The organism is Neisseria subflava (assembly GCF_024205705.1).
In the GTDB taxonomy this organism is placed as follows: Bacteria; Pseudomonadota; Gammaproteobacteria; order Burkholderiales; family Neisseriaceae; genus Neisseria; species Neisseria subflava_D.
In genome coordinates this window covers 1,696,026-1,714,005 of record NZ_CP073115.1, presented here as the reverse complement: position 1 = coordinate 1,714,005, position 17,980 = coordinate 1,696,026, and the positions used below count along the sequence as shown (strand labels likewise).

The following is a 17,980-nucleotide window of genomic DNA, read 5'->3' as shown; positions in this document are numbered from 1 at the left end:
CGTCTGAAACCTCAAAAAACGGAAACCACCCCGTTCCCGTTTCAGACGACCTCACGGCCGTTTTCTCAACAAAACTGTCCACTATCCAGGAGAGCATCCGATGAAACACCTTCACGATTTACCAGCTTGGTCAAAATTATGGATACATTTTGACGAAACCAAAGAACAACACATGCGCGAAATGTTCGAGCAAGATCCCGAACGTGCCGAGCGCTACTGGCTGCAGGTTGGCGGCCTGACTTTGGATTATTCTAAAAACCGTATCAACGACGAAACCATGTCGCTTTTGTTCGAGTTGGCGCGTGAAGCAGGCGTACCGGAGCGGATGCAGCAAATGTTCCACGGCGAAAAAATCAATACGACGGAAAACCGCGCCGTTCTCCACGTCGCCCTGCGCAACCGCACCAACGCCCCTATCGTCGTGGATGGCGAAGATGTAATGCCTAAAGTCAACCATGTCCTGCAACGCATGGGCGAGTTCGCGCATGAAGTCCGCAGCGGCAGCTGGTTGGGCTATACCAATCAAGTCATTACCGACGTCGTCAACATCGGTATCGGCGGCTCCGACCTCGGCCCTCTGATGATGTGTACTGCGCTCAAGTCTTTCGGCCATCCGCGTTTGAACATGCACTTCGTCTCCAATGTGGACGGCTCCCAACTGCGCGACGTATTGTCCAAAGTCCACCCCGAGACCACCCTCTTCATCATCGCCTCCAAAACCTTTACCACCCAAGAAACCCTGACCAACGCCCTGACCGCGCGTAAATGGTTCTTGGATCATGCAGGCGATGAAAGCGCCGTGGCCAAACACTTCGTTGCCGTATCGACCAACCAAAAAGCCGTTGCCGAATTCGGTATCAATACCGCCAATATGTTTGAATTTTGGGACTGGGTCGGCGGACGATACAGCCTCTGGTCAGCCATCGGCCTGCCGATTATGCTGTACCTCGGCGAAGAAAACTTCATCGAAATGCTCAACGGCGCGCACCTGATGGACCAACACTTCATCAATACGCCGCTAGAGCGCAACATGCCCGTCATCCTCGCCCTTATCGGCATCTGGTACATCAACTACTACGGCGGTGGCAGCCACGTTATCGCGCCTTACGACCAACATCTCCACCGCCTGCCCAAATTCATCCAGCAGCTCGATATGGAGAGCAACGGCAAACAAGTTACCCTTGACGGCAAACCGGTCGGTTACGAAACTTCCCCGATTATTTGGGGCGAAACCGGTATCAACGGCCAGCACGCATTCTTCCAACTGCTGCACCAAGGTACGCACATCACACCGATTGACCTCATCGCCTCTCTTGAAAAACGCAGCAATTTGCAAGGCCATCACGAAATCCTGTTGGCTAACGTCTTTGCCCAAGCCGAAGCCTTTATGCGTGGCAAAACGCCTGACGAAGTCCGCGCCGAGCTTCAAGCCCAAGGCATGGAAGCAGAGCGTATCGAAGAGCTGGTTCCGCACAAAACCTTCTCCGGCAACCGTCCGACCAACCTCATTCTCATGGACAAAATCAACCCGCGCAATATGGGTAGCCTGATTGCCATGTACGAACACAAAACCTTCGTTCAAGGCATTATTTGGGGCATCAACAGCTTTGACCAATGGGGCGTAGAACTCGGCAAACAACTGGCTAAAACCATTCTTGCCGAATTGACCGGCGAGACCGAAGTGCAAAAACACGACAGCTCCACTACACGCCTGATTAATCTTTATTTGAACGCCAACAAATAAAGCATTTATTTAAAGCTAAGGCCGTCTGAAAGTTTCAGACGGCCTTTTGTGTTATTCCGGATCATCCGTAAACGCATTTTCCCGAAATATCGGTACAAACGTGAAAAGATACAGTACGAACACGGCAATGGTCAGAATCGCAGGAATGGTAATGAAAAATATCGGGTTCACGTTCATCAAGAAAGCGCGTGAGATGGCGGTCATAAAGAGCAGGGGGACGGCAATGCGGCAGAGCTTGGGGTAGTCGAGTTTGGTAAAGCCGCTGTGCCACAGACCGGCGGTCAGCCACACCATCATCACGCCGCCCATCATGCCGCCGAGGGTAATCAGGTGTAATGGAGCGGAGGAGGGCAGGTTTTGCAGTTTCGCCGCGCCTGTCCAGAGATAGCCTGCAGCGGCAAAAAGCTGGAGCAGGTAATAAGTGCAGACGTAGTGTTTGCGCAGGAGTTCGTGATGGTGAAGCTCACGCAGCTTGGCGAGCAGGATGAATCCGACGGCAAGCGCGGTAAAACCGGCGGTTTGCGCGGGCAGCCAAAGTTCGGCGGCGGCGAGCAAGAGCATGAAAGTAATGGCGATGTTTTTATAAACGATATTTGGAATAAAAACAGGGTCTTTCAGACGGCATTCTTTCAACGCTTCCGCACCCAAAAGGACACTGACGCGCACGGATACGAACATGACCGCTGCCATGTTCAAATGCACTTGCGCGCGCAGTAAGTTCAAATCGCCGCTGACGGCATAGGCCGTCTGAAAAACGGTAAACGCGGCAAGCAGCATTAAGAGGGCGAAGTTATCAGTGTTGCGGTCGAGCCAAATCAGCCAGGCGCAGAACAGCAGCAATACCAGCCAATAGGCGGCGACGAAAAACGAGGCGGTTTGTGGAGAAAAGGGCAGTATGGCGGATGCGGCGAGCAACAATGCCGCCAAGACGGTGGCAACGGGTTTTAGACGACCTTGATAGCCCGTCCATTCGAGCATGGCTGCAGTCAGGAAGCCGCCGTATGCCGCAGGCAGCATGAGTTCTAAGAAGATTTGGCGGTGCAAAATGACGGCGCCGGGGCTGATGAAAAACACCAATGCGCCGAGTATGGCAAGTACCGCCGCACCGACAAAAAACGGCCGCATGGGGTGGGTGAAAAACTTATTCATGGTTTGGCTTGATTCTGCATGAAGATGCTTTCGGATATAGATTTATTGGGAGGACAGGGTTGTATCTTGTATTGAAGAAGCAAACCTTCGGCTTGCTTGCCCTCTCCCTAGCCCCTCCCACGGGGAGAGGGAATTGGGCTGTCGAGCCTGAACATTTTCAGGTTTACCTGCCATCTAATTCCCAATCCTGCACTCTTTGATTTTCAGCAACTTGATTCCCTCTCCCCGTGGGAGAGGGTTAGGGAGAGGGCAACGAACCGCAAGGTTTGTCAGATACTCAAATGCCCGTATCATTCATAATATTGATATTATTGTTTGAATTGTATTATTTTCAATAATAATAAATAATCCTAAACCAATATAAATAACAGCCATTATCCAACGACTAAACTTCTCTATAATTTCACCAACACCTGAAATATTAGCCAATCTTTGTGCTGTATATACTAAAACAAAAATCAATATTAAAAATACAAGAAGAGTAACTAATAAGTCGACAAGATCTAAAGTCACAAAGTAAGGAACAAAAAGTCCAATATTATCTGCACCACAACTAGCAACTGTAACCAAAGCAACAATACCGACTAATTTTGACAACCCTTTTTCATCCAATTCTTTTTTAGCTCTTTTTTCGCCCTCACAATCGTCGTAAATAGCAACTTTAATACCTAAGTAAATCGGTATTAAACCTAATAAACCCAACACCCATTTTTCCGGAACATAATTCAAAACAAAAGCTAGAAATAAACTAACTAATATTAAAATTGCAGAACCTAAATATTGTCCGATATAAATATCTCGATATTCTTTTCTAGTATTTGCTCTAGCAAAAAATATTAATAGTATTACCAACAAATCTACTGCTGTAGCAATATATAAAACAGCAGCAGTAATCACAGTCGAAAACATAAAGCACCTCATAATGAATCCTCTGCCCCCTTGGCACCACGGCTTTTTCAAAAACCGAATCGCGTTCGGATAACAGATTCGTATCTTTCGCTAAAGAGTCAAGCCTGCGGCTTGCTTACCCTCTCCCTAGCCCTCTCCCACGGGGAGAGGGAGTTGGGCTGTCGAGCCTGAACATTTTCAGGTTTACCTGACATCTGATTCCCAATTCTACGGCTCTCTGATTTTCAGAAACCTGATCCCCTCTCCCCGTGGGAGAGGGTTAGGGAGAGGGCAACGAACCGCAAGGTTTGTCAGACACTCAAATCCCCTCATCACTCATAATAATGAATCCCCTGAAACTCCCTTGCCACCACAGCTTCTTCAAAAGCCGAATCACGTTCGGACAGCGGCGTAGGCAGGGTAATCACGTTTTGCACGTTCATGCCCTTAGTGGAAAGCAGCATGATTTCATGGCTCAGGCGTGCGGCTTCGAAGCGGTCGTGCGTTACCAGCATACACGCCATGCCCTGCTGCTCGATTTTTTCCACCAGCATGGCAACCAAAATATCGCGCAAATCGCGGTCCAAACCGACAAACGGCTCGTCCAGCAAGGCAAGGTCGCAGCCGCACAACAGCAGGCGCAAAAATGCCACCCGTTTCGCCATGCCGCCAGACAATTCGGTCGGATATTTGTTCAAATCGCCCGCAGTCAGCCCGACTTTCGCCGCCAGCGCGATGATTTCGCCTTCATCGGGTTTGTCCATAAAAATAGCGATATTCTGCATCGCGGTCAAGTTTTCCGGCAGGCGGTTTTCCTGAAACAGAAAACCCGTTTTGCGGAAAGTATTGCGTATCGTGCCCGATTTCGGCGTTTCCAAGCCCGCAATCAGCCGCAAAACCGTCGTCTTACCGCAGCCGCTCGGCCCGAACAAGGCCTTCACTTCGCCATGTTGCAGGTTCAAACTGAAATCGCGCACGATGGGGTCGCGGAGAATTTCAAAACGCACGTTTTCAAGGCTGAGCATCATCTCCTCCACGGCATAAACAAAATTTCCAAAGGCTTGGTAATCAGGTATTCAAACAGCGACACAAACACGATAACCAACACCACATAAGCCATCACCGTCGAAGTCTCCAACATCGCCCTCGCGTCCGCAATCCGCGCGCCCACGCCTTCGCTTGCGCCCAAGAGTTCCGCCATAATCACCACCTTCACCCCCATCGCCACCGCCACGCCGATGCTGGAAATCACATAGCCCGTCAGATGCGGGATATACAGATAGCGGATTTTTTTCAGACGGCCTAACTTATAAGCGTCAAACAACTCCTCATGCTGCTTGTTCACGCTCGCCATCCCGACCGCCGCACTCGCAAACGTCAGTGGCGCGACCAACACAATGATGGTAAACAGCACGCTCGGATTGCCGAAACCGAACCAAAACAACGCCATCACCACCCAAATAATCGGCGGCATCGCCAACAAAATTGTAATCACAGGCTTGAGCAACGCCATCGCCGTCTTAAAACTGCCCGCCACCAGCCCCGCCGCCAATCCCGCCGCCAGTGCGACCGAAATGCCCACCACCGACCGCCACAGCGAAATCCCGATTTCGTTTTCCTGAAAATGTTTCAATAAATCCAAAGACTTTTGAAACACCTCCACCGGCGCAGGCAACATAAACTCACCGAACACGGCACTGCCCCACGCCCACAACGCCACCACCACCATCGCCACGCCCAGACCGGCAAAGCCGCTCCAAAGGTAGTCGATGATGTAAAACAGCGCAGGCTGAGGTTTACGGATTTTATCGGTTTTAATCATGGTATTAGTGTGGGTTGATGGGGATAGTTTGGGGACGATAGGTCGTCTGAAAAATGGTTGATTGGGTTAGATGGAACGCCGTAACCCAACGAAACAGCTTGATTGCCCAAAATAGTGTTTTCAGACGACCTTTGGTTGGGATTTCGGTGTTTTGATTGGGATACGGCGTTCCACCTAACCTACAGTTGCATATCCTATGGGATAATAATTTTCTTATCATAATTTTGATCTGCTAATTCCAATCCTTTTAGAATATCAGTCATTCCTTCATATTTAGACATATCAATTAAATATTTCAAACTAATCTCCCCAGAAAATATTTTGACTACTACATCAAAATAATTCAGTAATATTTTTTTTATTTCATTTGTAATATCATCATGCTGGATTAGAACCCCTGTAAAGTTAATATTTTTTAAAGCATTATCCAATTTCCACCAATCATTGTTTAAATCAAAATATAAAACAGGATAATGATATCTTTCTATAGAATTCAGTACATATTGGTAATTATGGCTAGTTTTTATTTGTAGTCCTGCTGGTTTTCCAAAGGAACTTTTTGATTTTACGCATAAAAGCTGACTATCAAGATTATCTTTTCGTACCCATATAATATCTCGCTGTGTATCCGAAGGGTTATACCAATTAGGATACAATTGCTGTGTTTTTTGAGCACCTGTCGCAACAGCAATAAAATTATCCATATCATTATTTAATCTTGACGCACCTTTAGCATACATACCCAATCGCCTATTAACTTCCTGATACTCATTGCAAAATTTAGTAACCAATATCTCAGCAATACTTCCCATAAGTCTTGTTGCATCACCATGAGAATTGCCTGTAAAAATTCTATTTAGAATTACCGACCCATCATTTTCACTTAATTTTATTGCAGATTCTTCTAATAAAATATCAATTAAACTATAACCAAATATTCTACATTTAATTTCATAATCATCAGAAAATGGCTTTGTGACATTTTTTTCATCAGTAACTATAACTTTTACAGTAGGTGGATATAGAAATTTCCCATAATTTAGCATTATAAAACTCATAAATTATTTCAAAAAGTTAATCTTTAATCATTAATTCTATTTCTTCCAAACACAACCCCAGCTACATACCCTACCAACCAATCCCTTTTTCCCAGCAAGCGTAGATTGTGTCATAACCCAACATTTCAGACAATTCAACGGTTTTGTCGGGTTTGGCAACTCAACCTACAGTTACCACTCGCCGTCATTCCCGCGCAGGCGGGAATCCAGAAGTTTGACGTTGCCGCAATTTTAAAACATTCCTGCAATATCAAAGACTGGATTCCCACCTGCGCGGGAATGACGGCTCTTTGTGTACTGTTCTAACTATTATCTGATAGGCCGTCTGAAAAGAGTAGATCGGATACTCGTATCCGACAGCCCCGTTTAGCCGAAATGTCGGATTCAAGAATCCGACCTGCGCTGCCGATAATGTCCTTATAGGCCGTCTGAAAATGACAAGTCAGATTTCATGGCTACTTCACTATTTTCAGACGACCTCTCCTCCTTTTAAGCCAAGAAGAACCCATTATCCGGCAGCTTGCCTCCCAAGAGTTTCGGGTTGAACTGCATCAGGATTTCGTAAAACTTCAAAATCTCGTTCTTCACTTCGCTGCCTTTAGTTACCGTTAGCCGCGCGCCGTCCAGGCCCATGACTAGGGCGGGTTCGGGGGCGGGGAGGTAGTTTTTGCCGATTTTCGCCGCGCTTTGGCGGTTGGCGAGTATCCAGTTGAGCGCGTTTTTCAAATCCTGATGGAAGATGTCGAACTGCGCCTTGTGCGCGTGGAAATATTCTTCATTGGCAATGATGCCCGCCATCGGAATCAGCGGTTTGGTGTCAAACGCCTGCCCCCATGCCTTCACCAAATCAAAGCCGCGCACGACGTTTACGCCCATGGTTTTGCCTTTAAGTAGGCTGGCGGTCGCCATCGGTTCGGGCAGGATGGCGGCGTGGTAATCCTTGCTCAAAAATAGTCCGACTGCTTCGGGCGGCGTGGCGGTGTAAGTGATGCCGACTTTGTGCGCGTCGATTTTCAGTTTTTTCAACAAGGCTTGCAGCACGATGTCGGGCATGTCGTTTTTAAACGGCACGAGGATTTTTTTGCCGACCAAATCCTGCGGCGAGGCAATCGCGCTGCCTTTGCACATCAGCTGCGTGATGCCGTTGGTTAAAATATTCACCATGCCGACTTTCTGCCCTTGGTTGCGCAGGTTTACGCCGACATTGCTCGGGCTCATCATCACTTTAAATTGTCCGCTTGCCACGCCCGCGCGCAGTTGGTCAGGCGAACGCCAAATTTTTAGCGATACATCTGCCTGCTTCGCCAGCTTGCCTTGCAACGCCGCTACGGCGATGGTAACGCTGGGCATTGCCGGTGCGCCGTACACGGTAAATTGTTCTTTACCGGCTGCCAACAATGAAGGCGAAACGCCTGCGGCTGCCAGCGCGGCGGTCATTTTTAAGAAATCGCGTCTTTTCATATCCATTTTTTATCTCCTAATTCTTAATAAGTCAATGCAGGCATTCTTTCAGACGGCCTGATTTTAAAAAGCCGCATGCAAACTCAACCAATATGTCCTGCCCGGTGCGTACACTACACTGGGCGACAGGGCGAGGACGTGGTCGCCGCTGATGTGTTCGGCGTATTTTTTGTTGAACACGTTGTTCACGCCCAAGCGTAAGCCGTATTTGTCTTTGAAGTTTACGCCTGCGTACACGTCGGCAACGGTAAAGCCTTTGGCGGCTTCACGTTTGTCTATGCCCAGACCGCTTGCCGCGTCAAAATCGCCGCGCGTTTGTTTGGCAACAAAGCGTGTTGCGGCGCCGATGTTGTAGCTGCCGTGGGCAAAGTAGTTTTTGTAGTCGGCTTGGACGGCGGCTTCAAACGGACGGATTTGATAGAGCGGCCTGCCGTCGGTTTCGTTGTGTCCATAGTTGTAGGTGGCTTTGATGCCTGCCGCCCAATGCGGATTGAAGTTGTAACGCGCATAGGCCTGAGCGGTAAACAATCGCGCGTCCACGTTGCGTGTGATGATGCCACCGCCTTTGGAAGCCGTGCCGCTTTGTCCGTGTGCGCGGTCAAAAATAATCAGGTCTTTGACTTTGTCCGCCACAAGCGTGCCGCCCACGTTCCAGCCTGCGCCTGCCAACGAGTTCATGTAGCCGTTGTAGTAGTCGTTGCGGCTGTCGGCGGTAAGCTTGATGCGGTTGTGTTTTTCGGTTTTCAGCAGGGGGTTGCCTGCGATGGCGGCGGTTGGATTTTGGTTCATCAGCGCGCCGTTCATGCGGTTTTGCACGATGGCGGCAAGCGAGTTGAAGCGTTCAGTGTTGTCGCCGATGCGTTCTAAGTGAGCAAGGGAAACGCTGTATTTTTGCGTTTCAGACGGCGTGAAATCGTATTTGAGTTCGCCGGAAAAGGCATGACGGCGCACTTTACCGTTGAAGTCGTAGCCGTAATGGGTTTTCCAGATTTGTTGTGATGAGGCGAAGGCAAGGTTACGGTTCATCGGATGGGCGGGCTGCGCCGTATTTTTGCGAACGTCCGCTTCATTGAGTTCGTAGTTCAAACCCAAGCCCAGTTTGTGTTGGTCGTCAAACTTGTAAGACAGGGTATCAGCAATGCGCCAGCGGTCGAGGTGCACATCGGCGAAACGGTAGCCGTTGAGGAAATCACGCATGGCGGTGTGGGCGTTGCGCTCGCCGTTTTGGCTGTCGTTGCGGTAGCTGACGGCGGCCGTGTTGTGGAATTTGCCGAAGTCCGCATCGTGTTTGAGCGAGAAGTCGTACACTTTTCGGTCAAGTTCTACGAATACTTGTTGCGGCGTGTTGTTTTGACGCAGGGAGTAATTGTCGGCGTGGCGTTTGAGTTTGATGATGCCTGCTTCCGCGCTGACTGTATTGCTCAAATCGGCATTGCCCCAACGCGCGTTGAGTTTGGCGATGTGGCGTTCGGTGTCCAATGCATCGTTGACGAACTGCGGCTGGCGGTCGTTGTTGATGTCGTCGTGTAGGTAGGTGAGGCGGTATTCCTGATTTTCAGATGGCACGAAACCAAGTACCAAAGCTTGATTGAAACGGCTGTATTTCCAATCGGTCTGATTGCCATCGCCGTCTTTATAGCCGTTGGCCTTGGTGTGATTGAGGTTGGCTACGCCGTACACCTTTGCCCCACGCGCTTGCGCGGTAATGGAATTGTAAAAACTTTTGCCGTAAAAGCCGCTGTTTGCTTTCAACGGACGGAAGGCTTGGTCTATGTTTTCGGTAACAAAGTAATGATCGCTGCGGTCGGTGCGGTCGAATTGGTTTTCGGGGAAATAGCCTTGTGCGGCGGTCGGTGCAATCGGTTTGGGAGGGGAGAAGGTTTTGACAGGCTGGATTTCATCAGGGTCTGCCAAGGTTTCGGCAAAGCCGTTTGCGGCGGCAAAACTGCTCATTAACAAGCAAATCAAATGTTTTCGTTTCATCTTCATCTCCTGATAATCATTTTTATTCATTATGCTCTTGGAGAGAAGCAAAGTAAAGAAACGATAAGGTATTTATTGTCGATAAATACCTAGCGCAAAATACAAATCGGCAAGGAGGAAAATTTTTAGAAGAGGGGAGCGGCGGCGCAGGATGTATTTGCTCCGAAATCGGGTTTTATCTTCTATTAATATTTCAGGTTGATAAAGCAAAAGGCCGTCTGAAAACCCCTCCCTTTTCAGACGGCCTTTTGCTGGGTATAATAAATTTACGAATCATTATTATTTCTGTTTAAATATAGGAGAAATGCATGAGTACCCGTACCGAACACGACACCATGGGCAATGTTGAAGTCCCGTCCGAAGCCTATTGGGGCGCGCAGACCCAGCGCAGCCGCAACAATTTCAAAATCGGCGGCGAAACCCTGCCGCAGCCGTTGATTTATGCTTTGGCGCTGGTAAAAAAAGCCGCAGCCGCCACCAATGTCGCCCTCGGCAGGATTAAGCCTGAGCAGGCGGATTTGATTACGCAGGCGGCGGACGACGTGTTGAACGGCAAGCTCGACGGGCAGTTTCCATTGGTAGTGTGGCAGACCGGCTCCGGCACGCAGTCCAATATGAACATGAACGAAGTGCTGGCGAACCGCGCCAACGAAATCGCCGGTACGGGTTTGGCGGCGTACCAGCCCGTCCATCCTAACGACCATGTGAACCATGCGCAATCGACCAACGACGCATTCCCGACCTCCATCCATGTCGCCGCCGCGATTGAAATCAACCGCCACCTCATTCCCGCCGTCCAAGCCCTGCGCGACACATTGGATAAAAAAGCCAAAGAATTTGCCCCCATCGTCAAAATCGGCCGCACCCACTTGCAGGACGCGACGCCGCTGACTTTGGGACAAGAATTTTCCGGCTACGTTTCCCAGCTTGATCACGGCTTAGGCCGTCTGAACGACGCGCTCAAAGGTTTGTACGAACTCGCTTTGGGCGGCACGGCGGTCGGCACGGGTTTGAACAGCCATCCCGAATACGCCGAAAAAGCCGCTGCCAAACTTGCCGAATTGTCCGGCCTGCCGTTTGTCAGCGCGCCGAACAAATTTGAAGCCTTGGGCGGACGCGATGCCGCCGTTGCCGCTTCGGGCGCACTGAAAACGCTGGCGGCAAGCCTGAACAAAATCGCCAACGACATCCGCTGGCTGGCAAGCGGTCCGCGCTGCGGTTTGGGAGAAATCAAAATCCCCGAAAACGAGCCGGGTTCGTCCATCATGCCGGGTAAAGTCAACCCGACCCAATGCGAAGCGATGACCATGGTGTGCTGCCAAGTGTTCGGCAACGACGTCACCATCGGCATGGCGGGCGCATCGGGCAATTTCGAGCTGAACGTCTATATGCCCGTTATCGCTTACAACCTCTTGCAATCCATCCGCCTGTTGGGCGATGCGTGCAACAGCTTCAACGAAAACTGCGCCGTCGGCATCGAACCCGTACTAGAAAAAATCGACTATTTCCTGCACCATTCCCTGATGCTCGTTACTGCGTTAAACCGTAAAATCGGCTACGAAAACGCCGCCAAAGTCGCCAAAACCGCCTACAAAAACGACAAATCGTTACGTGAAACCGCCATCGAATTGGGCTTGCTGACAGGCGAAGAGTTTGACGAATTGGTCGTTCCTGCCGATATGGTTCATCCGCGTTAAGCTTTAATAATGAAACATGCCGTCTGAAAATGTTTTCAGACGGCATGTTTTTATGCTGCGGTTGTTTTTTCCTCGAATAGGGTAAAAATCATTGGCGTCAGATTGACGACCATTAGAAACATCATTGAGCTCAAAAATGTACGCCAGGCATAATGCCACGCTTCCGTTCTGTCTGCTTGGGGGAGGAGCGATGCAGTATAGCGGTTGTGTAGGGTTTTTGCGGTGTCATTGTTTTCCAAATAGTCCAACGAAAGTACCAATAATTTGCCCGTGTCTTTGTGTTGCAAGAATTTGGCATGTTCAACCCAGATTCCTGGCTTGGCCTGTTCGCATAAAGATTCAATGCCGACGCAAGAGGCTAAGCTGTTTTGGTTGTTTTGCAAAATCGACAGCTCGTTTTTTTCAGCCTGCATGGCTGCGGGGGAGGTTTGATGAAGGTATGCGCTCATGCCGTTGCTCTCTATTGCTTGAAAATCATGGAGCTGGCTGAATCCGCCATTTTCCCAAGCGACGAATACGGCATAGCATCCGCAGCATAGGCAGATCATGATCAATTTTAAGACAATGTTTTTCATCCTTGCTCCTTTTATTTGAAGATGGCGGCAAAGTCAGGAGGCGTGTTTTCTCGTTTGAAGGTAAGTTTAGGTTTATCTGTTTTTATTGTGAGGTTGAGTGTAACACAGGTAATCAAAAGGCCGTCTGAAAATTTTCAGACGGCCTTTTATTATGTGTTTAGATGGATTTAAGCCAATAATTCACGCCAGCGTTTGACTTGGAAACGGACTTGTTCAGGCGCGGTACCGCCCAAGTGGTTGCGCGCGTTTAAGCTGCCTTCGGGTGTCAGCACGCTGTACACGTCGTCGGTAATCAAACCGCTGAAACCTTGCAGGACTTCAAGCGGCAATTCGCTCAAATCAACGCCAGCTTCATCGGCATGGCGCACGGCTTGGGCAACAACTTCGTGGCTGTCGCGGAAAGGCATGCCTTTTTTCACCAAGTAATCCGCCAAGTCGGTAGCCGTTGCAAAACCCTGCATTACGGCGGCGCGCATATTGTCGGGTTTGACGGTCACGCCGCGCATCATGTCGGCGTAAATGCGCAGGGTGTCGATAAGCGTGTCGGCAGTGTCAAACAAAGGCTCTTTGTCTTCCTGATTGTCTTTGTTGTATGCCAAAGGTTGTGATTTCATTAGGGTAACCAGGCCGATCAGGTGGCCAATCACGCGACCGGATTTACCGCGCACAAGTTCGGGTACGTCGGGGTTTTTCTTTTGCGGCATGATGGACGAGCCGGTGCAGAAACGGTCGGCAATATCGATAAAGCCGAAACGCGGGCTCATCCACAAAATCAATTCTTCGGAAAGACGACTCAGGTGAACCATAATCAGAGAAGCAGCAGCTGTGAACTCAATGGCAAAATCGCGGTCAGATACGGCATCAAGCGAGTTCTGGCAGATTTGCTCAAAGCCCAACAGCTCGGCGGTAATTTCGCGTTGAATCGGGTAGGTGGTACCGGCCAGTGCGGCGGCACCGAGCGGCATACGGTTGACGCGTTTGCGGCAGTCGGCCATGCGCTCGAAATCGCGGCCGAGCATTTCAACGTAGGCGAGCATGTGATGCCCGAAGCTGACCGGCTGGGCAACTTGCAGGTGGGTAAAGCCGGGCATGACGGTTTCGGCGTTTTGTTCTGCCAAATCGACCAAGGCCGTCTGAAGGTTTTGAATCAGGCTTTGAATAACGGTAATTTGATCACGCAGCCACAGGCGGATGTCGGTAGCGACTTGATCGTTGCGGCTGCGGCCGGTGTGCAGGCGTTTGCCGGCATCGCCGATTTTGTCGGTAAGGCGGCGTTCGATGTTCATGTGGACATCTTCCAAATCCAGCGACCAGGGAATCGTTCCTTCTTTGATTTCTGCTATAATCTCGGCCATGCCCTGACGGATGGCGGAGAGGTCGTCTTCGCTCAAAACGCCCGACTGTGTCAGCATTTGCGCGTGTGCCAGCGAGCCTTGGATGTCCCATTCTGCCAGTCGTTTGTCAAAATCAATCGAGCCGGTATATTTTTTGACCAGCTCGGAAACAGGTTCGTTAAAACGGCCTGACCAGGTTTTGTCCTTGCTCATATCAGCATCCTTAAAATATAAATAAAAAACAGGGTCTACGTCTTCAATATAGCAGACCCGTCTATACATTATGAAAGAAAACGGTTGAAATCATGTCTATTATACGTCAAATAAACCAGAATTTCGCAGTGCCGGATTTGCGCAATTCCGCAACTCTGGTGCGCCTGCTCATTGTTTTGTTAATCAGTTTGTTTATCTTTCCGTTGATGACGGTATCGGGTGTGCCTTATCCGGAACAGATTTTCCAACATTTTTCATGGGCTTGCCCCGTCATCCTCTTAATTTTACTCAAGGTCTATTTCTTACAGGCATTTGCGCCGTCCCTGCTTCGCTCACAGTATAGCGTCGTGGTTTCCTACGTCTCCAACCTGCTGATTTTCTTGTTTGTCGATCTAGTGATTTTGAAGACGGAAATTTGGCCGCTGATTCAACACTTCTTCTTGCTGACCTTTTTTTGTTTCAGTTTCATGTACATCGAAGCAGCCCGTCGCAACAGCCTTGCGCCTTCCATTTCCGAAGCCAGACTGAGCGCGTTGACGGCGCGTATCCGTCCGCATTTCTTGTTTAACAGCTTGAATGCCGCCATCAGCTTAATCCGTCTGCGTCCGTATGATGCGGAAACTTTGCTGGAAAATCTGGCCAACCTGTTCCGCGCACAACTGCGCGACGGTAGTCAAAACAGCACCTTAGGGCAGGAAATCGAGTGGGCACAGGAATATATTGCCATCGAGCAAATCCGAATGGGACATATGCGCGTACAGGTCATGTGGCAGCATCATGCGCCCGATGATGCCGAAACGCCACATCTGCTGCTGCAGCCGCTTTTGGAGAATGCCGTATTTCATGGTGTCGAATCTATCCACCGTCCAGGGATAATTACGGTATTAACAAAATTGGAAAAATCATCTATTTTCATCAGTATCGAAAATCTGTGCGGAACAGAACCTAACGAAAATACCAAGCCGCATAAAGGCAATTCTATGGCTCTGCGCAATCTGAAAGAGCGCCTGACTTTGATGTATGACACCGATGCGAAAATCAGAAACATCCAATCAGACGGCCTGTTCCGCGTTGAAATCATATTGCCGTACCGTAAAAAATCAGCCGAAGTTTCCCGTCTGTTTGGCTAAAACGCTTAGAAGAGGGCGGCTTTGGATAGGTTGGACTATTAATACATTAAACAAAATAGTTTAAATTTATTACACTCAGTAACATAACTGTTCCCATTTTTTGAAAACTGGTCTATGATACTTAAAAGGATTGTTTACAATCCTTAATTGCAAATCATTTGCAATTGTCCAGAAGAAAAAACAGAAAAAGGAACAAAGAGATGTTAGAAGCCTATCGTAAAGCCGCCGCCGAGCGCGCCGCCCTTGGTATTCCCGCCCTTCCTCTGACTGCTCAGCAGACTGCTGATTTGGTTGAGCTGCTGAAAAATCCACCTGCCGGTGAAGGTGAGTTCTTGGTTGAGCTGTTGGCTCACCGCGTACCACCCGGTGTGGACGATGCCGCCAAAGTTAAAGCCTCATTTTTGGCTGCCGTTGCCGAAGGCAGCGCATCCAGTCCGCTGATTTCCCCTGAGTATGCTACCGAGCTGTTAGGTACCATGCTTGGCGGTTACAACATTCATGCACTCATCGAACTCTTGGACAACGACAAACTTGCACCTATTGCTGCAAATGGTCTGAAACACACTCTGTTGATGTTTGACTCTTTCCACGATGTTCAAGAAAAAGCCGAAAAAGGTAATAAATACGCGCAAGAAGTATTGCAATCTTGGGCAGATGCCGAATGGTTCACTTCTCGCGCCAAAGTTCCAGAAAAAATCACTGTTACCGTCTTCAAAGTTGACGGTGAAACCAATACAGACGACCTCTCTCCTGCACCTGACGCATGGAGCCGTCCTGATATTCCTCTGCACGCGCTGGCGATGTTGAAAAACCCGCGCGACGGCATCAATCCTGACAAACCGGGCGAAGTCGGTCCGATTAAATTATTGGAAGAACTCAAAGCCAAAGGCCATCCTGTTGCTTACGTTGGCGATGTGGTCGGTACCGGTTCTTCACGCAAATCTGCTACCAACTCTGTAATTTGGCATACAGGCGAAGATATTCCGTTCGTACCGAACAAACGTTTCGGCGGCGTATGCCTGGGTGGCAAAATTGCTCCTATTTTCTTCAATACTCAAGAAGACTCCGGCGCATTGCCGATTGAAGTCGATGTATCTGCTCTGAAAATGGGCGATGTCGTCGATATCCTGCCTTACGAAGGCAAAATCGTGAAAAACGGCGAAACTGTTGCCGAGTTCAGCCTGAAATCTCAAGTATTGCTGGACGAAGTGCAAGCCGGTGGCCGTATTAACCTGATTATCGGTCGCGGTCTGACTGCCAAAGCACGCGAAGCACTGAAACTGCCTGCTTCTACCGAATTCCGTCTGCCTCAAGCGCCTGCTGAAAGCAAAGCCGGTTTTACCTTGGCCCAAAAAATGGTTGGCCGTGCCTGCGGTTTGCCGGAAGGCAAAGGCGTGCGTCCGGGTACTTACTGCGAACCACGCATGACTACTGTCGGCTCGCAAGATACTACCGGTCCGATGACTCGCGATGAATTGAAAGACTTGGCTTGCTTGGGCTTCTCAGCAGATATGGTGATGCAGTCTTTCTGTCACACCGCGGCTTATCCAAAACCTGTCGATGTGAGAACCCATAAAGAATTGCCTGCCTTCATCTCTACCCGTGGCGGCGTATCCCTGCGTCCGGGCGACGGCGTGATTCACTCATGGCTCAACCGCCTGCTGTTGCCTGATACAGTCGGTACCGGCGGCGACAGCCACACTCGTTTCCCTATCGGTATTTCTTTCCCTGCCGGCTCCGGCTTGGTTGCTTTCGCAGCAGCCACAGGTGTAATGCCGCTTGATATGCCTGAGTCTGTATTGGTACGCTTCAGCGGCAAACTGCAACCGGGCGTAACCCTGCGCGATTTGGTGAACGCCATTCCGTTGTACGCGATTAAACAAGGTCTGCTGACTGTTGCCAAAGCCGGTAAGAAAAACATCTTCTCCGGCCGCATCCTCGAAATCGAAGGCCTGCCTGATTTGAAAGTGGAACAAGCCTTTGAATTGACTGACGCGTCTGCCGAACGTTCTGCTGCAGGCTGTACCGTGAAGCTCAACAAAGAGCCGATTATCGAGTACATGAAATCCAATATTGTGTTGATGAAAAACATGATTGCCGACGGCTATCAAGATTCGCGCACTTTGGAACGCCGTATCAAAGCCATGGAAGCATGGTTGGCAAATCCTGAATTGCTCGAAGCGGATAAAGATGCCGAATACGCTGCCGTGATTGAAATCAACATGGACGACATCAAAGAGCCGATTATTGCTTGCCCGAACGACCCAGATGACGTGTGCTTCATGTCTGAACGCTCCGGCACCAAAATCGATGAAGTGTTCATCGGTTCTTGTATGACCAACATCGGCCACTTCCGCGCAGCCTCCAAACTCTTGGAAGGTAAAACCGACATCCCGGTACGTCTGTGGATGGCACCTCCAACCAAAATGGATGCGAAAGAGTTGTCTGACGAAGGTCACTACGGCGTACTCGGCCGTGCAGGTGCGCGTATGGAAATGCCGGGTTGCTCATTGTGTATGGGTAACCAAGCACAAGTACACGAAGGCGCGACTGTAATGTCCACTTCTACCCGTAACTTCCCGAACCGCTTGGGTAAAAACACCTTTGTTTACCTCGGCTCAGCTGAGTTGGCGGCGATCTGCTCTAAACTGGGTAAAATCCCGACTGTTGAAGAATACCAAGCCAATATCGGTATCATCAACGAGCAGGGCGACCAAATCTACCGTTACATGAATTTCAACGAAATCGACAGCTACAATGAAGTAGCCGAAACCGTGAATGTTTAATGTAACAAGGTAAACCGATTTTCAGACGACCTTAAATAATAAAGGCCGTCTGAAACGGAAAAATAAAGGGCGTGTTCATCACGTCCTTTTTATTTTTAGTTTAATAAAAGGCCGTCTGAAAGATAAGTTTCAGACGGCCT

13 protein-coding genes are annotated in these 17,980 nt (G+C 49.4%); 4 read left to right on the top strand and 9 right to left on the bottom strand.

The genetic code is table 11. From position 1 onward, the window contains the following. Positions 1-100: 100 nt before the first annotated feature. A complete protein-coding gene (pgi, locus tag KCG54_RS08265) occupies positions 101-1,744 on the top strand; it encodes a glucose-6-phosphate isomerase (RefSeq protein ID WP_254323911.1) in 1,644 nt (547 codons plus the stop codon). Between the two features lie 51 nt (positions 1,745-1,795). On the opposite strand, the gene KCG54_RS08260 is transcribed toward pgi, so the two are convergent. The 7 genes from KCG54_RS08260 to KCG54_RS08230 all read right to left on the bottom strand — a co-directional run bounded on the left by KCG54_RS08260 (position 1,796) and on the right by KCG54_RS08230 (position 10,105). Next, positions 1,796-2,893: an NnrS family protein gene (locus KCG54_RS08260; protein ID WP_254323910.1), complete on the bottom strand. Its 1,098-nt coding sequence runs from the start codon at positions 2,891-2,893 to the stop codon at positions 1,796-1,798. A gap of 294 nt (positions 2,894-3,187) precedes the next feature. Then, positions 3,188-3,802, bottom strand: a complete 615-nt coding sequence (locus KCG54_RS08255) for a CadD family cadmium resistance transporter (protein WP_254323909.1) — start codon at positions 3,800-3,802, stop codon at positions 3,188-3,190. Between the two features lie 311 nt (positions 3,803-4,113). After that, positions 4,114-4,806: an ATP-binding cassette domain-containing protein gene (locus tag KCG54_RS08250; RefSeq protein ID WP_197049993.1), complete on the bottom strand. Its 693-nt coding sequence runs from the start codon at positions 4,804-4,806 to the stop codon at positions 4,114-4,116. Next, on the bottom strand, positions 4,806-5,603 hold the full coding sequence (locus KCG54_RS08245) for an ABC transporter permease (RefSeq protein ID WP_254323908.1): 798 nt from the start codon (positions 5,601-5,603) through the stop codon (positions 4,806-4,808). Before KCG54_RS08245 ends, KCG54_RS08250 begins: the two co-directional genes overlap by 1 nt. Positions 5,604-5,797: 194 nt before the next feature. Beyond that, on the bottom strand, positions 5,798-6,661 hold the full coding sequence (locus KCG54_RS08240) for a hypothetical protein (RefSeq protein WP_083290059.1): 864 nt from the start codon (positions 6,659-6,661) through the stop codon (positions 5,798-5,800). Positions 6,662-7,150: 489 nt separating this feature from the next. Next, positions 7,151-8,128: an ABC transporter substrate-binding protein gene (locus KCG54_RS08235; protein WP_049335420.1), complete on the bottom strand. Its 978-nt coding sequence runs from the start codon at positions 8,126-8,128 to the stop codon at positions 7,151-7,153. 57 nt (positions 8,129-8,185) lie between these two features. Then, positions 8,186-10,105, bottom strand: coding sequence for a TonB-dependent receptor (locus tag KCG54_RS08230; protein ID WP_254323907.1), 1,920 nt, complete (start codon positions 10,103-10,105; stop codon positions 8,186-8,188). 308 nt (positions 10,106-10,413) lie between these two features. On the opposite strand from KCG54_RS08230, the gene fumC reads away from it, so the two are divergent. Continuing rightward, on the top strand, positions 10,414-11,802 hold the full coding sequence (fumC, locus tag KCG54_RS08225; protein WP_254323906.1) for a class II fumarate hydratase: 1,389 nt from the start codon (positions 10,414-10,416) through the stop codon (positions 11,800-11,802). A gap of 50 nt (positions 11,803-11,852) precedes the next feature. Here fumC and KCG54_RS08220 read toward each other — a convergent pair whose 3' ends face one another. Continuing rightward, positions 11,853-12,377, bottom strand: coding sequence for a hypothetical protein (locus tag KCG54_RS08220; RefSeq protein WP_254323905.1), 525 nt, complete (start codon positions 12,375-12,377; stop codon positions 11,853-11,855). A 167-nt stretch (positions 12,378-12,544) separates the two neighbouring features. After that, positions 12,545-13,924, bottom strand: a complete 1,380-nt coding sequence (gene argH, locus KCG54_RS08215; protein WP_254323904.1) for an argininosuccinate lyase — start codon at positions 13,922-13,924, stop codon at positions 12,545-12,547. A gap of 92 nt (positions 13,925-14,016) precedes the next feature. Between argH and KCG54_RS08210 the strand changes: the two genes are divergently transcribed. After that, positions 14,017-15,054: a sensor histidine kinase gene (locus KCG54_RS08210; RefSeq protein WP_254323903.1), complete on the top strand. Its 1,038-nt coding sequence runs from the start codon at positions 14,017-14,019 to the stop codon at positions 15,052-15,054. Positions 15,055-15,254: 200 nt separating this feature from the next. Continuing rightward, on the top strand, positions 15,255-17,840 hold the full coding sequence (gene acnB / locus KCG54_RS08205) for a bifunctional aconitate hydratase 2/2-methylisocitrate dehydratase (protein ID WP_254323902.1): 2,586 nt from the start codon (positions 15,255-15,257) through the stop codon (positions 17,838-17,840). Positions 17,841-17,980 lie beyond the last annotated feature (140 nt).

Excerpts from the sequence above, each read along its gene's own strand:
- KCG54_RS08250 (WP_197049993.1), bottom strand. The coding sequence starts at position 4,806 with ATGCTCAGCCTTGAAAACGTGCGTTTTGAAATTCTCCGCGACCCCATC.
- KCG54_RS08210 (WP_254323903.1), top strand. The coding sequence starts at position 14,017 with ATGTCTATTATACGTCAAATAAACCAGAATTTCGCAGTGCCGGATTTG.
- argH (WP_254323904.1), bottom strand. The coding sequence starts at position 13,924 with ATGAGCAAGGACAAAACCTGGTCAGGCCGTTTTAACGAACCTGTTTCC.
- KCG54_RS08220 (WP_254323905.1), bottom strand. The coding sequence starts at position 12,377 with ATGAAAAACATTGTCTTAAAATTGATCATGATCTGCCTATGCTGCGGA.
- fumC (WP_254323906.1), top strand. The coding sequence starts at position 10,414 with ATGAGTACCCGTACCGAACACGACACCATGGGCAATGTTGAAGTCCCG.
- KCG54_RS08245 (WP_254323908.1), bottom strand. The coding sequence starts at position 5,603 with ATGATTAAAACCGATAAAATCCGTAAACCTCAGCCTGCGCTGTTTTAC.
- KCG54_RS08235 (WP_049335420.1), bottom strand. The coding sequence starts at position 8,128 with ATGGATATGAAAAGACGCGATTTCTTAAAAATGACCGCCGCGCTGGCA.
- KCG54_RS08260 (WP_254323910.1), bottom strand. The coding sequence starts at position 2,893 with ATGAATAAGTTTTTCACCCACCCCATGCGGCCGTTTTTTGTCGGTGCG.
- KCG54_RS08230 (WP_254323907.1), bottom strand. The coding sequence starts at position 10,105 with ATGAAACGAAAACATTTGATTTGCTTGTTAATGAGCAGTTTTGCCGCC.
- pgi (WP_254323911.1), top strand. The coding sequence starts at position 101 with ATGAAACACCTTCACGATTTACCAGCTTGGTCAAAATTATGGATACAT.
- KCG54_RS08240 (WP_083290059.1), bottom strand. The coding sequence starts at position 6,661 with ATGAGTTTTATAATGCTAAATTATGGGAAATTTCTATATCCACCTACT.
- acnB (WP_254323902.1), top strand. The coding sequence starts at position 15,255 with ATGTTAGAAGCCTATCGTAAAGCCGCCGCCGAGCGCGCCGCCCTTGGT.
- KCG54_RS08255 (WP_254323909.1), bottom strand. The coding sequence starts at position 3,802 with ATGTTTTCGACTGTGATTACTGCTGCTGTTTTATATATTGCTACAGCA.